Origin of the sequence: Streptomyces barkulensis, assembly GCF_002843305.1 — a bacterium.
Lineage (GTDB): Bacteria > Actinomycetota > Actinomycetes > Streptomycetales > Streptomycetaceae > Streptomyces > Streptomyces barkulensis.
The window spans coordinates 1-16,776 of sequence record NZ_PGSG01000091.1; the positions used below are offsets into that span (position 1 = coordinate 1).

Here is a 16,776-nt window from a genome sequence, read left to right on the forward strand (position 1 = left end):
GAGCTGGGCCCCGGCGAGGCCCTGGTGGCGGTCATGGCCTCCTCGGTGAACTACAACTCGGTGTGGACCTCGATCTTCGAACCGGTGCCCACCTTCGGCTTCCTGGAGCGCTACGGCCGCACCTCGGAGCTGGCCAAGCGCCACGACCTGCCGTACCACATCATCGGCTCCGACCTGGCCGGCGTGGTGCTGCGCACCGGCCCCGGCGTCAACGCCTGGCAGCCCGGCGCCGAGGTCGTCGCCCACTGCCTGTCGGTGGAACTGGAGAACGCCGACGGCCACAACGACACCATGCTCGACCCCGAACAGCGCATCTGGGGCTTCGAGACCAACTTCGGCGGCCTGGCCGAGATCGCCCTGGTCAAATCCAACCAGCTCATGCCCAAGCCCGCCCACCTGTCCTGGGAGGAAGCCGCCGCCCCCGGCCTGGTCAACTCCACCGCCTACCGGCAACTGGTCTCCCGCAACGGCGCCGCCATGAAACAGGGCGACAACGTCCTCATCTGGGGCGCGAGCGGCGGCCTGGGCTCCTACGCCACCCAGATGGCCCTGGCCGGCGGCGCCCACCCCATCTGCGTGGTCTCCTCCCCTCAGAAGGCCGACATCTGCCGCGCCATGGGCGCCGAGTCGATCATCGACCGCAACGCCGAGGACTACCGCTTCTGGAAGGACGAGCACACCCAGGACCCCCGCGAATGGAAGCGCTTCGGCAAGCGCATCCGCGAACTCACCGGCGGCGAGGACGTGGACATCGTCTTCGAGCACCCGGGCCGCGAGACCTTCGGCGCCTCCGTCTACGTCACCCGCAAGGGCGGCACCATCACCACCTGCGCCTCAACTTCCGGCTACATGCACAGCTACGACAACCGCTACCTGTGGATGAGCCTCAAGCGCATCATCGGCTCCCACTTCGCCAACTACCGCGAGGCCTGGGAGGCCAACCGCCTGATCGCCAAGGGCAAGATCCACCCCACCCTGTCCAGGACGTACTCCCTGGCCGAGACCGGCCAGGCCGCCCACGACGTGCACCGCAACGCCCACCAGGGCAAGGTCGGCGTGCTGTGCCTGGCCCCCCAGGAGGGCATGGGCGTGCGCGACACCGAGACGCGGGCCGAGCACCTCGACGCCATCAACCGCTTCCGGAACGTGTAGAGGTCATCCCCATGGCTGAGCGCCAGAAAGACCGTCCGTGGCTGATGCGGACGTACGCCGGGCACTCCACGGCCGAGGCGTCCAACGAGCTGTACCGGCGCAACCTCGCCAAGGGGCAGACCGGCCTGTCGGTCGCCTTCGACCTGCCCACCCAGACCGGCTACGACCCCGACCACGTCCTCGCCCGCGGCGAGGTCGGCCGGGTCGGGGTCCCGGTCTGCCACCTCGGTGACATGCGCCGGCTGTTCCAGGACATCCCCCTGGAGCGGATGAACACCTCGATGACCATCAACGCCACCGCCATGTGGCTGCTGGCGCTGTACCAGGTGGTCGCCGAGGAACAGGGTGCGGACATCTCCGGGCTGTCGGGGACGACGCAGAACGACATCGTCAAGGAGTACCTCTCGCGCGGGACGCACGTCTTCCCGCCGGGGCCCTCCCTGCGTCTGACCACCGACACGATCGCCTACACCGTGGCGCACATGCCCAGGTGGAACCCGATCAACATCTGCAGCTACCACCTGCAGGAGGCCGGGGCCACCCCGGTGCAGGAGATCGCCTACGCCATGTCCACCGCCATCGCGGTGCTGGACGCGGTGCGCGACTCCGGGCAGGTCCCCGCCGAGCGGATGGGCGACGTCGTCGGGCGCATCTCCTTCTTCGTCAACGCGGGCGTCCGCTTCGTCGAGGAGATGTGCAAGATGCGGGCCTTCACCCGCATCTGGGACAAGATCACCCGCGAGCGGTACGGGATCGAGAACCCCAGGCACCGCCGCTTCCGCTACGGCGTCCAGGTCAACTCCCTGGGGCTGACCGAGGCGCAGCCGGAGAACAACGTCCAGCGCATCGTGCTGGAGATGCTGGCGGTCACCCTCTCCAAGGACGCCCGCGCCCGCGCCGTGCAGCTGCCGGCCTGGAACGAGGCGCTCGGCCTGCCCAGGCCCTGGGACCAGCAGTGGTCGCTGCGCATCCAGCAGGTCCTCGCCCACGAGAGCGACCTGCTGGAGTACGACGACCTGTTCGCCGGGTCGCACGTGGTCGAGGCCAGGACCGCCGAGCTGGCCGAGGGCGCGCTCGCCGAGATCGAGCGCATCCAGGAGATGGGCGGCGCGATGGCGGCGGTGGAGTCCGGCTACCTGAAGTCGCGGCTGGTCGCCTCGCACGCCGAGCGCCGGGCCCGCATCGAGTCCGGCGAGGAGAGGATCGTCGGGGTCAACTGCTTCGAGTCCACCGAGCCCAACCCGCTCACCGCCGACCTGGACACGGCCATCATGACCGTGGACCCGGCGGTGGAGCGCAACGTCGTCACCGCCCTCCAGCGGTGGCGCGGCGAGCGGGACGAGGACCGCGCCCACCGGGCGCTCGCCGAGCTGAAGCGGGCCGCGGCGGGCAGGGACAACCTGATGCCGGCCACCCTGGAGTGCGCCCGGGCCGGAGTGACCACCGGCGAGTGGGCCTGGGCCCTGCGCGACGTCTTCGGCGAGTACCGGGCCCCCACCGGCGTGAGCTCCGCGCCCGTGGCGACCCCCGCCGAGGAGGGCTCACAGCTGGCCGAGGTCCGCCGGAAGGTGGCGGCCACCGCCGCCGAGCTGGGCTCGGGCAAGCTGCGCCTGCTGGTGGGCAAGCCCGGTCTGGACGGGCACAGCAACGGGGCCGAGCAGATCGCCGTACGGGCCCGCGACGCGGGCTTCGAGGTGGTCTACCAGGGCATCCGGCTCACCCCCGAGCAGATCGTCTCGGCGGCCGTCGCCGAGGACGTGCACTGCGTGGGGCTGTCGATCCTCTCCGGCTCGCACGCCGAGCTGGTGCCCGACGTGCTGGACCGGCTGCACCGGGCCGGCGTCGACGACGTGCCCGTCATCGTCGGCGGCATCATCCCGAACGCGGACGCCGAGGCGCTGCGTACCGCCGGGGTGGCGGCGGTCTTCACCCCGAAGGACTTCGGCATCACGGAGATCATCGGCCGTATCGTCGACGAGATCCGTACCGCGAACAAGCTCGATCCCCTGGAGGTCCCCGCATGACCACGCCCGTCAACCGGCTGCGCCCCCGCCGCTCCTGCCTCGCGGTCCCGGGCAGCAACCCCCGCTTCCTGGAGAAGGCCCAGGGCCTGGCCGCCGACCAGGTCTTCCTGGACCTGGAGGACGCCTGCGCCCCGCTGGCCAAGCCCGAGGCCCGGCACACCATCGTGAAGTTCCTCAACGAGGGCGACTGGACGGGCAAGACCCGGGTGGTGCGCGTCAACGACTGGACCACCCACTGGACGTACCGCGACGTGATCACGGTCGTCGAGGGCGCGGGCCCCAACCTGGACTGCATCATGCTGCCGAAGGTGCAGGACGCCGCCCAGGTCAGGGCGCTGGACATGCTGCTGACGCAGATCGAGACCACGATGGGCTTCGAGGTCGGCCGCATCGGCATCGAGGCGCAGATCGAGAACGCCAAGGGCCTGGTGAACATCGACGAGATCGCCGCCGCCTCGCCCCGGCTGGAGACCATCATCTTCGGCCCGGCCGACTTCATGGCCTCCATCAACATGAAGTCCCTGGTCGTGGGCGAGCAGCCGCCCGGCTACCCGGCCGACGCCTACCACTACATCCTGATGCGGATCCTGATGGCCGCCCGCACCCACAACCTGCAGGCCATCGACGGCCCCTACCTGCAGATCAAGAACGTGGACGGCTTCCGGGCCGTCGCCGAGCGCGCCGCGGCCCTCGGCTTCGACGGCAAGTGGGTGCTGCACCCCGGCCAGGTCGAGGCGGCCAACGAGGTCTTCTCCCCCTCCCAGGAGGACTACGACCACGCGGAGCTGATCCTGGACGCCTACGAGTACTTCACCTCCGAGGCGGGCGGCAAGAAGGGCTCGGCGATGCTCGGCGACGAGATGATCGACGAGGCCAGCCGCAAGATGGCGCTGGTCATCGCGGGCAAGGGCCGGGCCGCCGGCATGGAGCGGACCTCGAAGTTCGAGCCGCCGGCCGCCTGAGCCCCACCACCGCGGGCCGCTCCCGGCTCCCCGCCCCTCCTCCCGCGCCGCCCTCCCGGGGCGGGGGAAGGGGCCGGGGAGGGGGGCGGCCCGGTCCGGTACCCCCTCCTTCCACCACACCACGGAGAGTCACACCATGCAGTTCGGCCGCACCTACGAGGAGTTCGAGGTCGGGGACGTCTACCGGCACTGGCCCGGCAAGACGGTCACGGAGTACGACGACCACCTGTTCTGCCTGCTGACCATGAACCACCACCCGCTCCACATGGACACCAACTACGCCGAGAAGACGACGGACTTCGGCAGGAACGTGGTGGTCGGCAACTACATCTACTCGCTGCTGCTGGGCATGTCCGTGCCGGACGTCTCCGGCAAGGCGATCGCCAACCTGGAGATCGAGTCGCTGCGGCACGTGGCGCCGACCTTCCACGGCGACACCGTCTACGGCGAGACCACCGTCCTGGACAAGACGCCGTCGCGCTCGAAGTCCGACCGCGGCATCGTCCACGTCGAGACCAAGGGCTACAAGCAGGACGGCACCCTGGTGTGCGTCTTCCGCCGCAAGGTGATGGTGCCCACCGCCGAGTACACCGAGGCGCGCGGAGGTGAGCAGCCCGGCCGCCCCGAGCTGCGCACGGACGGGCGGGACTCCGGAAAGGGAGGCAAGTGACATGGGGCGCCTGGCGCAGACCGAGGGCCTGACGGACATCCAGCGGGAGATCGTCTCCACCGTCCGCGACTTCGTCGACAAGGAGATCATCCCGGTCGCCACCGAGCTGGAGCACCGGGACGAGTACCCGACCCAGATCGTGGAGGGCCTCAAGGAGCTGGGGATCTTCGGTCTGATGATCCCGGAGGAGTACGGCGGTCTCGGGGAGTCGCTGCTCACCTACGCCCTGTGCGTGGAGGAGATCGCCCGCGGCTGGATGAGCGTGTCCGGCATCATCAACACGCACTTCATCGTCGCGTACATGCTCAAGCAGCACGGCACTCGCGAGCAGAAGGAGTACTTCCTGCCGAGGATGGCGGCCGGCGAGGTCCGCGGCGCCTTCTCGATGTCCGAGCCGGGCCTGGGCTCGGACGTGTCGGCCATCACCACCAAGGGTGTGCGCGACGGCGACGAGTACGTCCTGACCGGCCAGAAGATGTGGCTGACCAACGGCGGCACCTCCTCGCTGGTGGCGGTGCTGTGCCGCACCGACGAGGGCCACCCCGAGGGCACCGCGCCGCACAGGTCGATGACCACCTTCCTGGTCGAGAAGGAGCCGGGATTCGGCGAGGTCAAGCCGGGTCTGACGATCCCCGGCAAGATCGACAAGATGGGCTACAAGGGCGTCGACACCACCGAGCTGATCCTGGACGGCCTGCGCGTCCCGGAGAACCGGGTCCTGGGGGGCGCGACCGGCCGCGGCTTCTACCAGATGATGGACGGCGTCGAGGTCGGCCGGGTGAACGTGGCCGCGCGCGGCTGCGGAGTCGCCCAGCGCGCCTTCGAGCTGGGCGTCTCCTACGCCCAGCAGCGGCACACCTTCGGCAAGCCGATCGCCCAGCACCAGGCAATTCAGTTCAAGTTGGCCGAAATGGCCACCAAGGTGGAGGCCGCGCACGCCCTGATGGTCGGCGCCGCACGGAAGAAGGACTCCGGGCAGCGCAACGACCTGGAGGCGGGGATGGCCAAATACCTCGCCTCGGAGTACTGCAAGGAGGTCGTGGAGGACGCGTTCCGCATCCACGGCGGTTACGGTTTCTCCAAGGAGTACGAGATCGAACGGCTGTACCGTGAGGCCCCGATGCTCCTGATCGGCGAGGGCACCGCCGAGATCCAGAAGATGATCGTGGGACGCCGACTCCTGGAGGAGTACAAGATCCAGGGGTAGAATGCCTCATTCGGGGTGTTTTCCCTCCAGGGGGACGACACCCCGAACCGAGGCCTTCCGGGGAGCCCGCGGTCCCGACAGGTGCTCTGGCTTGCCCAGTTGCCACCGGTAACCGATAGCATCCCGGGAAAGCCGCCGTCCCCCGTGTTTACGCGGCACCCTCCGCTACGAAGGTCATCCATGCCCCACAGCCCATCCTCTGCACAACGCGGCCGCGTCCGTCTCGCGCGCGGAGCGTCGCCGTGGCTCCTCCCGACCGTCGCCACCGCCGCCCTCAGCCTGGCCCGCGCCAGGCGCTCGAGAGGCGCCGCGGTGGCGGCAGTGCCCGCCACCGCCCTGGCGGCGGGCATGCTGTGGTTCTTCCGCGACCCCGAGCGAGAGATCGCCCAGGGTCGCGTCATCTCCCCGGCCGACGGCGTGGTACAGAGCATCATGCCGTGGAAGGACGGGCGCACCCGCGTCGCGATCTTCATGAGCCCGCTGAACGTCCACGTCAACCGCGCCCCGCTGGCGGGCACGGTGACGTCCGTCGAGCATGTGCCCGGCGGCTTCGTTCCGGCGTTCAACAAGGAGAGCGAGAACAACGAGCGGGTCGTCTGGCACTTCGACACCGAGCTGGGCGACATCGAGATGGTCCAGATCGCCGGCGCCGTGGCCCGGCGGATCGTTCCGTACACCGAGCAGGGCGCCAAGGTCGAGCAGGGTGAGCGGATCGGTCTGATCCGCTTCGGCTCCCGCGTCGACCTCTACCTCCCGGAGGGCGTCGAGGTCGACGTCGAGGTCGGCCAGCCCACGACCGCGGGGGTGACTCGCCTTGACCGTGATTGACCCCAAGACCCAGTGGGTCCCCGAGGCCGGCCCGGAGGACGACGGCGACGAGATGGGCGACATGCCGCTGTCCATGCGGCTGTCGATAGCCGACGCGCTCACCCTGGGCAACGCCACCTGCGGCTTCCTGGCGGTGTACTTCACCACCACCGGCGTCCTGATCCCGCATCTGACGGGCAACGGCGACGGCGGCATGGCCCGGCACAGCGCCGCGACCGCCGTGATGCTGATGCTGCTGGCCTCGGTCTTCGACCTCTTCGACGGGCTCGTGGCCCGCAAGCTGCGCAGCTCGGCGATGGGCGCGGAGCTGGACAACCTCTCCGACCTGATCAGCTTCGGGCTGGCGCCGGCGTACTTCGTGCTGGTCTGGGGGATGGTGGCCAACGACGCGCACCAGGGGGTCTCGGCGCTCGCCGGGATCGTGGTGGTGCTGGCGGTGGTGCTGCGGCTCGCCCGGTTCTCCTGCGTCACCCTGCCCAACGGGGTGTTCCAGGGCATGCCCAGCCCCTTCGGGGCGCTGACGGTCGTCTCGATCGTGCTGCTGGAGCTGCCGTTCGTCCCGACGCTGCTGGCCATCGTCGGGGTGGCCTGGCTGATGGTGAGCCGGGTGGAGTACCCCAAGCCGCGCGGGCTGCTGGCCGTGGCGATGCTCGGCTGGATCGTGCTGAGCATGGGTCTGCTGACGGCCTGGGCCTTCGACGCCCCCGGTGGTGAGCTGCTGCTGCAGACCGGCTGCGCGCTGCAGCTGGTGCTGGGCGCGGTGATCCCGCTGTTCGCCACCGCGCGCCGGGTCAACACCTTCCGCGACAACCGCCGTGAGGCACGGGCGGCGGCCCAGCCCTAGCCGGCGGCGGCCGGTTCGCACCTCGGGCGCCGGACGGATTCCATGGAATCCGTCCGGCGCCCGAGTTTTTCCCGCCTTCTCCTCCTGGTCCGCGTCTTCCCGGTCCGCGCCGGGATACACCAGCGGATCTGTCGAGAGACACCGGCGGGTCGTGCCGGGGTCCGGCACGACCCGCCGGAAGGGACAGGGCGCCGCGGGAGCGCTCCGGGCAGGGCGCGGGCACGGTGCCGGCGGGCGAGCGGGACACGGTGCGGGCGGCCCCGCGCCGTGGAACGCCTCGGGGCCCGGACTCGTACGAGCCCGGGCCCCGTCCTCATCGTCCCGCCGCCCCCGTCACGGCGGGCACGGAAGCCTGGTCAGCCCGCGGTCACTCCTCGAAGGAGAACGCCTGCGCGTTCTCGGAGGTCCCCGCCTCGCGGTGCACCTTCAGTCCGCCCTTGGTCTTCCCGTCCGGCTTGAGGATGAAGGTCTCCCGCGTGGAGGGCAGGTTCGGGTCGGTGAAGTCGTGCCGGATACCGAAGCCCCCGTCGTGGTCCTCCATGGACGTCAGCGCCTTGACCACACCCTCCCGGGTGAGGTCCTTGTCGTCGCACGCCTGCTTCAGCGCCGCGCCGAAGACGGAGGCGGCGCTCCAGCCCGCGGCCACGCCGTTGTCGAGGATGTCGTCGGGGTAGGCCTTGGCGTACTCCCGGGCCAGCCTGGCCGGCTCCGGCTCCTCGGATCCGATGGGCAGGGTCGAGGCGGCAACGTAGTAGTCCTTCTGCAGGACCGGGCCGGCCTGGGTCTTCAGCAGCTGCGGCGCGAACGCCGAGTTGTTGCCGATGATCGGCACGTTCAGACCGCCGGCGGCCGACACACCGACCAGGGAGGCGGCCTGGCGCGGCCCGGCGCTGATCACGATGGCCTTCACACCGGCCTTCTTGAACGCCGCCACCTGGGCGGACATGTCCTCGTCGGTCGGCTTGATCTTCTGCTCCACCAGGGTCAGCCCGGCCTTCTCGGCCGCGTACTGGGCGCCCTCCAGGGCGTTCTCGCCGTAGTCGCCCTCGAAGTAGACGTGGCCGATCTTGTCGCCCTCGGCGATCTTCCCCTCCTTCAGCAGGAAGTCGATCGCGTTGACCGTCTCCACGTCGTAGGTGGCTCCGATGACCCGGATGTACTCGCTGCCCAGCAGGTCGGCGGACCAGGCCTGCGGCAGCACCAGCACCTTGTGCTGACCGTCGATGCGCTCCTTGACCGCGCTGACGAACGGCGAGCCGAGGAACTGCACGAAGCCCACCACCTTGGGCTGCAGCTCGGTGTAGGCGGGGATGGCCTTGCCCGCGTCGTAGCCGTGGTCGCGGACGGTCAGCTCCAGCTTCCGCCCGCAGATCCCGCCGTCGTCGTTGATCTTGTCGATGTAGAGCTGCTGGGCCTGGGTGACGCTCTTGCCCAGGGAGGCGTAGACACCGGTCATGTCGGTGAGGGCGCCGATCCGGATGGTGTCGTCCGTCACGCCCTTGTCGGTCCGCACGCCGTCGGCGCCGGTGCCGCCGGAGTCGCCGCCGCCCGCCTTGGAGCTGCACCCGGTGGCGATGAGGGCGAGGGCGGTCGCGGCGACCACCGCGGCGGCGCGCGCCGTGTGCTTCTTCTGCGTCTTCACAGTCTTCATGCCTCGTCTTTCTTGGTGTGACCGCGGCGGGCGGCGAGCCGCACCAGGCCGCCCGGCAGGAACAGCACGATCGCCACGATCGCGGCGCCGTACAGGTAGCGGGACATCTCGCCCGGTGCGACCCCGCCCGTTCCGGGGGCGGAGACCAGGGGCAGTGCCTCGCTGTAGCGGGTGAGGATCTGGGGCAGCAGGGTGACGAACACCGCCCCCGTGACGGCTCCGGAGACCGAGCCCAGACCGCCGATGACGATCATGGCCAGGTACTCCAGGGCCAGGACGATGCCGAAGTACTCGGGCACGGTCTGCTGGAAGACCAGCGCCAGCAGCACCCCGGCCAGGCCCGCGTACATCGAGGACAGGACGAACACCCCCGCCCGCTGGCGGGCCACCGGCACGCCCATCACCCCGGCCGCGATCCGGTGGTCGCGGATGGCGTTCAGCGCCCGGCCGGGGCGGTCGCGCAGCACGCCGTGCGCGAAGAAGGCGCACACCGCCAGCAGGACCAGCCCGGCGTACCAGAGCTTCTCCATCGACTGGAACGGCACGGCGGCGACCACGGTCTCGGTGTCGTCGAAGGTGACGCCCAGCAGCGACAGCGGCGGGACCGGGCGGCCGTTGTAGCCGCCGGTCAGGTCGTGTGCGTTGAGCAGCACGTGCTGGCCGACGAAGACCAGTGCCAGGGTGGCGATGCCCAGGTAGGCGCCCCGCAGCCGTCCGGCGATCGGGCTGAACAGCCCGCCCGCCGCACCGGCCAGGGCCACCGCGCCGGTCACGGCCAGCCAGCCGGGCAGGCCCAGGCCGGTCAGCTCCCCGCCGGTGTCGCCGGCCAGTACGCAGTAGCCGTACGCGCCGACGGCGAGGAAGAAGGAGTGGCCCAGGGAGAGCTGGCCGGTGGCGCCGGTCAGCAGGTTCAGCCCGATCGCGCCGATGGCGGCGGCCATGGCCAGCAGCCCGGCCTGGAGCCAGAAGCGGTCGAGGTAGAAGGGCAGGGCGAGCAGCAGCAGGCCCGCCGCGGCCACCGTGTAAGCGGCGGCGCGGCGCGGCGGCCGGACGCGGGCGCGTGCGCGGCGGCCTCGCCCGGTGGCGGATCCGGTGGCGGAGCCGGCCCCGGACGCCCCGGACGTCTTGGCCGTCCCGGCGGGCCCGGTGGTCGCGGCGGTGGTGGACTCAGACACGGGACAGCTCCCTCGTTCCGAACAGGCCCGCCGGGCGCACCAGCAGGACCAGGAGCATCACCAGATAGGGGGCGAGGTCGCCGATGCCCCGGCCCAGGAAGGCCAGGTCGCTCTGGTAGCCGGCGGCCATGGACTGGGTGACGCCGATGACCAGCCCGCCGACCAGGGCCCCGGTGGTGGAGTCCAGCCCGCCTAGGATCGCGGCGGGGAAGGCCTTGAGCGCCACCAGGGAGGTGCCGCGCTCCAGGCCGGGGGTGGGGAAGACGGTCAGGAACAGGGCGGCGACCGTGGCCAGCGCTCCCGCCACCGCCCAGGCCGAGGAGGAGACCCGGCCCAGCCGGATGCCCATCAGCGCCGCGGTCTCGGGGTGTTCGGCCACCGCCCGCATCGCCACACCCCAGGAGGTGAAGCGGAAGGCCAGCAGGAAGGCGCCGATGATGAGGGCGGCGGTGACGAAGGCGGCCACCCGGGTCTGCGGGATGCTGACCGATCCGAGGGTGAGCACCTGAGCGCCCCACGGGTCGCCCATGGGCAGGACGCGGGCGCCGATCTGCCGGGTCAGCTCGGTGACCAGCACGATGTCGACGCCGATGGTGACGATGGCCAGCACGCTGTGGTCGTGTCCGCGGTAACGGCGGATCACCAGGAACTCCACCAGCGCGCCCACCGCCGCCGCGCCCGCGACGCCCACCAGCAGGGCCGCCCAGAACCCGATGTCGTCCCGGAGCACGGCGGTCAGATAGCCGCCGGCCAGCAGCAGCGAGGCGTGGGCGAAGTTCACCACCTCGGTCGCCTTGAAGATGATCACGAAGCCGAGGGCGATCAGCGCGTAGACCGAGCCGATGGACAGCCCGCTCAGCAGCAGTTCGACGAAGGTCGTCATGCGCTCGCCGCCTCCTGTCCCAGATAGGCGCGGACGACCGCGGGGTCGCGCTGGACCTCGTCGGGTGTGCCGTCGGCGATCCTGCGGCCGAAGTCGAGTACGGTCACCGCGTCGGCGAGCCGCATCACCATTCCCATGTCGTGCTCCACCAGGACGATCGAGATGCCGAGTCCCTCGCGCACGCCCGCGATCAGGGAGGCGGTGCGGCGGCGTTCGTCGGCGGTCATGCCGGCCACGGGCTCGTCCAGGAGCAGCAGCCGGGGTTCCATGCACAGCGCGCGGCCGAGTTCGACGAGTTTCTGCAGCCCGTACGGCAGTGCGCCGGCGGGCTGGTTCAGATAGGGCTCCAGACCGGTGAACTCGGCTATCTCCCGCACCCGTTCGCGGTGCCGGGCCGCCTCGCGCGCGGCCCGCGGCAGGCGGAGCCCGGCGGCCAGGTAGCCGGTGCGGGTCAGCCGGTGGCGGCCGAGCATCAGCGTGTCGGCGACCGTGGCGTACGGGGAGAGCGCGATGTTCTGGAAGGTGCGGGCCACGCCGAGGGAGGCGATCGCGTGCGGCGCCAGCCCGGTCAGTTCCTCGTCGCCGAAGCGGACGCTGCCCCCGGTCGCGCGGTAGACGCCGGACAGGACGTTGAAGGTGGTGGACTTGCCCGCGCCGTTGGGGCCGATGACGGCGTGGACGCTGCCCGGCTCGACGGTGAAGGAGACCGCGTCCAGCGCGGTGAGCCCGGCGAAGCGGACGGTCAGGTCTTCCACCCGCAGCGCGGGGACGTCCTCCCCGGCGGGTGCCGGTGCCGGTGCCTGTTCCCGGGTGTCGGAGGTCTTCACGCCGACCACCTGCGCAGGGTCGCGGCCGGGCGCGGGGCTCCCTCGGACACGCTCCCGGGCACGTCCTCGGCGCCGGCGCCCTCCGGGGCGCCGGGGTGCCCGGCTTCGTCGGTGATGCCCAGATAGCGGCGGCGTACCTCGTCGGAGGCGGCGAGTTCGTCCGCGTCCCCGGCCAGGACCACCTCCCCCACCTCCAGGACCACCGCCGAGGAGGCCAGCCGCAGCGCGATCGCCGCGTTCTGCTCGACCAGCAGTACCGAGGTGCCCTGGGCGTTGATCTCCCGCACGGTCTCGGCGATCCGGTCGGCCATCAGGGGGGCCAGGCCGAGGGAGGGTTCGTCCAGGAGCAGCAGCCTGGGGCGGGCCATCAGGGCGCGGCCCATGGCGAGCATCTGCTGCTCGCCGCCGGAGAGCAGCCCGGCCCGCTGGTGCGCCCGCTCGGCCAGCACCGGGAACAGTTCGTGGACCCGCGCCTGCGCCCCGGCGGCCGCCCGGCGGCCGCCGGCCGCGCCCAGCGCGCCGGCGCGGAGGTTGTCGGCCACGGTCATCCGGGCGAACACCTGCCGCCCCTCGGGCACCTGCACCACCCCGGCGGCCACCACCTGAGCGGGGGTCAGTCCGTCCAGCCGCCGTCCGGCGAAGGAGACCGTGCCGGAGGCGATCGTCCCGCCGTGGAAGCGCAGGGTGCGCGAGACGGCGCGCAGCAGGGTGGTCTTGCCGGCGCCGTTGCCGCCGAGGACGGCGACCACCGCGCCCTCGGGTACATCAACGGAGACCGAGTTCAGCGCCCGTACCGGGCCGTAGCCCACGGACACCTCCCGGACCTCCAGCGAAGCGGCCGTCATCGGCCCTCCTCTTCTTCCGTCCTGTCCCCCGGTGGGCTCCACCGGGATCACGGCGCTCACCCCAGCACCGGCCGTGAAGGGCCGTCCACGGCCGGTGGGCGAATCGCTGCCGGTGACCAGAGGTGCCCGGGCCCGGCTGTGCACGGGCACAGCGGACCCGCGGCCTCCGCTCCCGGGCGGACGGCGGGGTGTCACGGAAGGGCCCGGGGGACGGCCGCGCCGGGCAGGCCGAAGGCCCGGACCGCGCGGTCCGGGCCTTCGGTGTGCCGCGAGAGCGGCGTCGTGCGCCCTACGGGCAGGTCACAGGCGGTCGGCCGCCAGTGTCTCGGCCACCCGCTCCAGCAGCGGCCCGGCCTGCGCCATACAGACGGCCGGGTCCGGTTCGAGGTCGGTCAGGGCGTACGCCGCCTCGATCCCGGCGGCCCGCATCTCCTCCTCGCCGATGGCCAGGCGCCCGCACACCGCGACCACCGGCCGGCCCGCCCGGCGGGCGGCGGCGGCCACCCCGGCGGGGGCCTTGCCGCGCAGGGTCTGGGCGTCCAGGGAGCCCTCGCCGGTGATCACCAGATCGGCGCGCTCCAGGGCCTCGGCGAAGCCCAGCACCTCCAGCAGCACCTCGATGCCGGGCCGGAAGGAGGCGTCGAGCGCGGCCAGGGCGGCGTAACCGACACCGCCGGCCGCGCCCGCGCCGGGCCGCTGTGCCAGATGCGCGGCGCGTGGGCCGAGAACGGTCTCCAGTACGCGGGCGTAGTGGGCGAGCGCGGCGTCCAGAAGCTCCACGTCCGCCTCCCGCGCCCCCTTCTGGGGGCCGTAGACGGCCGCGGCTCCGTGCGGACCGGTGAGCGGGTTGTCGACATCGCTCGCCAGGACGATCTCCACGTCCTTCAGTCTCGGGTCAAGACCCGACAGGTCGGCCGTCTCCAGATGGCGCAGCGGTCCGCCGCCGGGCTGCAGCGGCCTGCCGCCGGCGTCGAGGAATCGGGCGCCGAGCGCGGTGAGCATGCCCGCGCCCCCGTCGGTGGTGGCGGAGCCGCCCACGCCCAGGACGATCGTGCGCGCTCCGGCTTCCAGCGCCGCCAGCAGCGTCTCGCCGGTGCCGTAGGTGGTGGCCGACAGCGGGGCGAGGACGCCCTCCGGCATCTTCTGAAGTCCGGAGGCCTGGGCCATCTCCACCACGGCGGTGTCGCCGCGCAGCGCGTAGGAGGCGGTGACCGCCTTGCCCAGCGGCCCGGTGACCGCCGTCTGGCGCAGCGCGAACCCGGCGGCGACCGCCGCGTCGACGGTGCCGTCGCCGCCGTCCGCGACGGGCAGCGCCTCGACCCCGGTGCCGGGGCGGGCCCGGCGGATCCCGGCCGCGGTGTGCTCGGCCACCTGGGCGGCGGTGAGCGACCCCTTGAACTTGTCCGCGGCGATCAGCACGCGGCCTGTCTCGGTGTGTGTCGTTTCCACGCGGTCTCTCTCGTGTCTCGAACAGGCTGTCGCGCCGTCTAGACCCTATCGATGACGGGCATGCGGGACCACGATGCGCCGTCGGACGGCCCGTGACCGCTCGGCGCGCCCGTCCGGCGAACCGGAAGAACCATTTCATAGTTGGGTGATATGAGCACCGATATGAGCAATCCGCCCCGGGAACCCGCCCCGGAGACGGCCCGTGAGGACTCGCCCCCGGACACCGGGGTGATCGCCATCGGAGTGGTGACCGTGCTGGCCGTGGTGGCCTGGGCGGCCATCGGCACGGACGGTTTCTCCTCCGTCTCCACCACCGCGCTGAACTGGGTGCTGGGCAACTTCGGCTGGCTGTTCACCCTGGCCGCCGACCTCTTCCTGGCGCTGTGCCTGGTGATCGCGATCAGCCGCTTCGGCCGGATCAGGCTCGGCAGGGACTCCGACGAGCCGGAGTTCTCCAACCTGGCGTGGATCGCGATGATGTTCAGCGCCGGCATGGGCATCGGCCTGATGTTCTACGGCGTCGGCGAGCCGCTGACGTACTACCTCGACCCGCCGCCCTTCGGCGACGTCCAGAGCGGCAGCGGCGCCGCCGAGCGCGTCGCGCTGGAGTACTCCTTCTTCCACTGGACGCTGCACCCCTGGGCGATCTACGGCGTGGCCGGCCTCGCCCTGGCCTACGTCACCTTCCGCAAGGGCCGCGGCAACCGCATCAGTTCGGTCTTCGTCCCGCTGCTGGGCGAGCGCCGCGCGAACGGCTGGCCCGGCCGGGTCATCGACCTGCTGGCCGTGTTCGCCACGGTCTTCGGCACCGCCACCAGCCTGGGCCTGGGCGCCCTCCAGGTGGCCAAGGGCCTGAACCTGACGGTCGGCTGGGACGACAGCCGGGAGCTGCAACTGCTCGTCATCCTGGTGCTGTCGGCCGCGTTCGTCATCTCGGCGTTCTCCGGACTGCACCGGGGCATCAAGTGGCTCAGCAGCATGAACGTGGTACTCGCGGCCCTGCTGATGCTCTTCGTCTTTCTCCTGGGCCCGACCGTGTTCATCCTGGACGCGATCCCGGCCGGAGTCGGCGCCTACCTCCAGGACCTCGTCGTGCTCTCCTCCCGGACCGGCGCCTTCGGTAACAAGGAGTGGCTGGGCACCTGGACGATCTTCTACTGGGCCTGGTGGCTGTCGTGGGCACCGTTCGTGGGCACCTTCATCGCCCGCATCTCCCGCGGCCGCACCATCCGCGAGTTCCTCACCGGCGTCCTGCTGGTGCCCAGCGGCGCCACGGTCGTCTGGTTCTGCGTGATGGGCGGCAGCGCCATGCGGCTGGACGCCACCGGCGAGGCGGACATGGCCGGGCGGCTGGAGGACGGCGTGGAGGCCTCGCTGTTCGGCCTGCTGGACGCACTGCCGCTGGGCACGGTCACCTCGGTGATCGCGATGATCCTGGTGATGACCTACTTCGTCACCAGCGCCGACTCCGCCTCCCTGGTGATGGGCTCGCTCACCTCCCGCGGCGCGCTGCACCCGCGCGAGTGGCTGGTCGTCACCTGGGGTGTGCTGATGGCCTCGGTGGCCGCCGTGCTGCTGCTCGCCGGCGGCCTGGAGGGGCTGAAGACGGGGACGATCCTGGTGGCGCTGCCCTTCGTGGTGGTGATGCTGGCGCTGTGCTGGTCGCTGGTGAAGGAGCTGCGCGAGGACCCGGGCGCCGGGCCGCCCCGCCACCATCCGCTGCACGGGGCGCGCGAGGCCATCCGGGCGATGGTCGGCGAGGCCGTCAGCGAACAGCAGGGCGCCCGCCGCCATCCGCGGCTGCGGCGGGCGGCCGAGGGCGGCAAGGCGTCCGCGCGGGACGGGGAGGACCCGCAGGGTTCCTGACGTCTCCGGGCGCCTCTTCCGGCGGGTCCGCCCCCGCCGGGAGGGGCCGGCGTGCGCGCCCCCGGCCGGTACGGCCGGGGGCGCGGCTCCTTCGCGGGGGGGCTCAGCCCTCCTGGATCCTGGGCGTTGTGTCGATCTCCCGCAGCCGGGCCTCCGCCTCCTCGCCCGTGCGCGTCTCCGTGCGGTGGCCGCGCGCGACGTAGTCGCGCACCACCGCCTCGATCGCGTCGCGGGGGTTGCCGATCCCGCTCAACACCATGACCTCGACGACCAGTTCGGTGTCGAGTGAGATCTCCGTCTTCGCCATGGCGGCACTCTAGCCCTCGCCAGGCCGGGCGGGGAGTCCGTCGCACGGACCCGGCGGGTTCCGTGCGCCCGGCCCCCTCCGGCCCC

General features: G+C 71.7%; 15 protein-coding genes. 8 read left to right on the top strand and 7 right to left on the bottom strand.

Going from position 1 to position 16,776, the window contains the following annotated elements; translation table 11 throughout:
• The 7 genes from ccrA to pssA form a co-directional block, all read left to right on the top strand.
• The coding region (gene ccrA / locus CUT83_RS18600) for a crotonyl-CoA carboxylase/reductase (RefSeq protein ID WP_101256991.1) at nucleotides 1-1,152 on the top strand (1,152 nt) is incomplete at its 5' end.
• Nucleotides 1,153-1,163: 11 nt separating this feature from the next.
• Nucleotides 1,164-3,176 (top strand): protein meaA, encoded by a 2,013-nt coding sequence (locus CUT83_RS18605; RefSeq protein ID WP_101256992.1) that lies wholly within the window; start codon nucleotides 1,164-1,166, stop codon nucleotides 3,174-3,176.
• Nucleotides 3,173-4,138: an HpcH/HpaI aldolase/citrate lyase family protein gene (locus CUT83_RS18610; protein WP_101256993.1), complete on the top strand. Its 966-nt coding sequence runs from the start codon at nucleotides 3,173-3,175 to the stop codon at nucleotides 4,136-4,138. Before CUT83_RS18605 ends, CUT83_RS18610 begins: the two co-directional genes overlap by 4 nt.
• 136 nt (nucleotides 4,139-4,274) lie before the next feature.
• On the top strand, nucleotides 4,275-4,808 hold the full coding sequence (locus tag CUT83_RS18615; protein ID WP_101256994.1) for a MaoC family dehydratase: 534 nt from the start codon (nucleotides 4,275-4,277) through the stop codon (nucleotides 4,806-4,808).
• 1 nt (nucleotide 4,809) lies between these two features.
• Nucleotides 4,810-6,015 carry an acyl-CoA dehydrogenase family protein gene (locus CUT83_RS18620; protein WP_101256995.1) on the top strand — a complete coding sequence of 402 codons (1,206 nt, stop codon included), beginning with the start codon at nucleotides 4,810-4,812 and terminating at the stop codon, nucleotides 6,013-6,015.
• Nucleotides 6,016-6,195: 180 nt separating this feature from the next.
• Nucleotides 6,196-6,843: a phosphatidylserine decarboxylase gene (locus CUT83_RS18625; RefSeq protein ID WP_101256996.1), complete on the top strand. Its 648-nt coding sequence runs from the start codon at nucleotides 6,196-6,198 to the stop codon at nucleotides 6,841-6,843.
• The gene (gene pssA, locus CUT83_RS18630; RefSeq protein ID WP_240957517.1) at nucleotides 6,830-7,687 is read left to right on the top strand and encodes a CDP-diacylglycerol--serine O-phosphatidyltransferase; all 858 of its coding nucleotides are present in this window, start codon (nucleotides 6,830-6,832) and stop codon (nucleotides 7,685-7,687) included. Before CUT83_RS18625 ends, pssA begins: the two co-directional genes overlap by 14 nt.
• Before the next feature lie 367 nt (nucleotides 7,688-8,054).
• Here the strand turns inward: pssA and CUT83_RS18635 are convergent, their stop codons facing one another.
• The 6 genes from CUT83_RS18635 to CUT83_RS18660 all read right to left on the bottom strand — a co-directional run bounded on the left by CUT83_RS18635 (nucleotide 8,055) and on the right by CUT83_RS18660 (nucleotide 14,517).
• Nucleotides 8,055-9,338: an ABC transporter substrate-binding protein gene (locus CUT83_RS18635; RefSeq protein WP_101256997.1), complete on the bottom strand. Its 1,284-nt coding sequence runs from the start codon at nucleotides 9,336-9,338 to the stop codon at nucleotides 8,055-8,057.
• Nucleotides 9,335-10,513 (bottom strand): branched-chain amino acid ABC transporter permease, encoded by a 1,179-nt coding sequence (locus CUT83_RS18640; RefSeq protein ID WP_101256998.1) that lies wholly within the window; start codon nucleotides 10,511-10,513, stop codon nucleotides 9,335-9,337. Before CUT83_RS18640 ends, CUT83_RS18635 begins: the two co-directional genes overlap by 4 nt.
• Nucleotides 10,506-11,396 carry a branched-chain amino acid ABC transporter permease gene (locus CUT83_RS18645; protein WP_101256999.1) on the bottom strand — a complete coding sequence of 297 codons (891 nt, stop codon included), beginning with the start codon at nucleotides 11,394-11,396 and terminating at the stop codon, nucleotides 10,506-10,508. Before CUT83_RS18645 ends, CUT83_RS18640 begins: the two co-directional genes overlap by 8 nt.
• Nucleotides 11,393-12,157 (bottom strand): ABC transporter ATP-binding protein, encoded by a 765-nt coding sequence (locus tag CUT83_RS18650; protein WP_101257080.1) that lies wholly within the window; start codon nucleotides 12,155-12,157, stop codon nucleotides 11,393-11,395. Before CUT83_RS18650 ends, CUT83_RS18645 begins: the two co-directional genes overlap by 4 nt.
• A gap of 62 nt (nucleotides 12,158-12,219) precedes the next feature.
• The gene (locus CUT83_RS18655; RefSeq protein ID WP_101257000.1) at nucleotides 12,220-13,068 is read right to left on the bottom strand and encodes an ABC transporter ATP-binding protein; all 849 of its coding nucleotides are present in this window, start codon (nucleotides 13,066-13,068) and stop codon (nucleotides 12,220-12,222) included.
• A gap of 300 nt (nucleotides 13,069-13,368) precedes the next feature.
• The gene (locus CUT83_RS18660; protein WP_240957518.1) at nucleotides 13,369-14,517 is read right to left on the bottom strand and encodes a glycerate kinase; all 1,149 of its coding nucleotides are present in this window, start codon (nucleotides 14,515-14,517) and stop codon (nucleotides 13,369-13,371) included.
• Nucleotides 14,518-14,667: 150 nt separating this feature from the next.
• On the opposite strand from CUT83_RS18660, the gene CUT83_RS18665 reads away from it, so the two are divergent.
• Nucleotides 14,668-16,383, top strand: a complete 1,716-nt coding sequence (locus tag CUT83_RS18665) for a BCCT family transporter (RefSeq protein ID WP_101257002.1) — start codon at nucleotides 14,668-14,670, stop codon at nucleotides 16,381-16,383.
• Between the two features lie 103 nt (nucleotides 16,384-16,486).
• Here the strand turns inward: CUT83_RS18665 and CUT83_RS18670 are convergent, their stop codons facing one another.
• Nucleotides 16,487-16,690 (bottom strand): type II toxin-antitoxin system VapB family antitoxin, encoded by a 204-nt coding sequence (locus CUT83_RS18670; protein ID WP_101257003.1) that lies wholly within the window; start codon nucleotides 16,688-16,690, stop codon nucleotides 16,487-16,489.
• Between the last annotated feature and the right edge of the window lie 86 nt (nucleotides 16,691-16,776).

Excerpts from the sequence above, each read along its gene's own strand:
- CUT83_RS18610 (WP_101256993.1), top strand. The coding sequence starts at position 3,173 with ATGACCACGCCCGTCAACCGGCTGCGCCCCCGCCGCTCCTGCCTCGCG.
- CUT83_RS18670 (WP_101257003.1), bottom strand. The coding sequence starts at position 16,690 with ATGGCGAAGACGGAGATCTCACTCGACACCGAACTGGTCGTCGAGGTC.
- CUT83_RS18605 (WP_101256992.1), top strand. The coding sequence starts at position 1,164 with ATGGCTGAGCGCCAGAAAGACCGTCCGTGGCTGATGCGGACGTACGCC.
- CUT83_RS18645 (WP_101256999.1), bottom strand. The coding sequence starts at position 11,396 with ATGACGACCTTCGTCGAACTGCTGCTGAGCGGGCTGTCCATCGGCTCG.
- CUT83_RS18665 (WP_101257002.1), top strand. The coding sequence starts at position 14,668 with ATGAGCACCGATATGAGCAATCCGCCCCGGGAACCCGCCCCGGAGACG.
- CUT83_RS18625 (WP_101256996.1), top strand. The coding sequence starts at position 6,196 with ATGCCCCACAGCCCATCCTCTGCACAACGCGGCCGCGTCCGTCTCGCG.
- CUT83_RS18620 (WP_101256995.1), top strand. The coding sequence starts at position 4,810 with ATGGGGCGCCTGGCGCAGACCGAGGGCCTGACGGACATCCAGCGGGAG.
- CUT83_RS18635 (WP_101256997.1), bottom strand. The coding sequence starts at position 9,338 with ATGAAGACTGTGAAGACGCAGAAGAAGCACACGGCGCGCGCCGCCGCG.
- CUT83_RS18655 (WP_101257000.1), bottom strand. The coding sequence starts at position 13,068 with ATGACGGCCGCTTCGCTGGAGGTCCGGGAGGTGTCCGTGGGCTACGGC.
- CUT83_RS18615 (WP_101256994.1), top strand. The coding sequence starts at position 4,275 with ATGCAGTTCGGCCGCACCTACGAGGAGTTCGAGGTCGGGGACGTCTAC.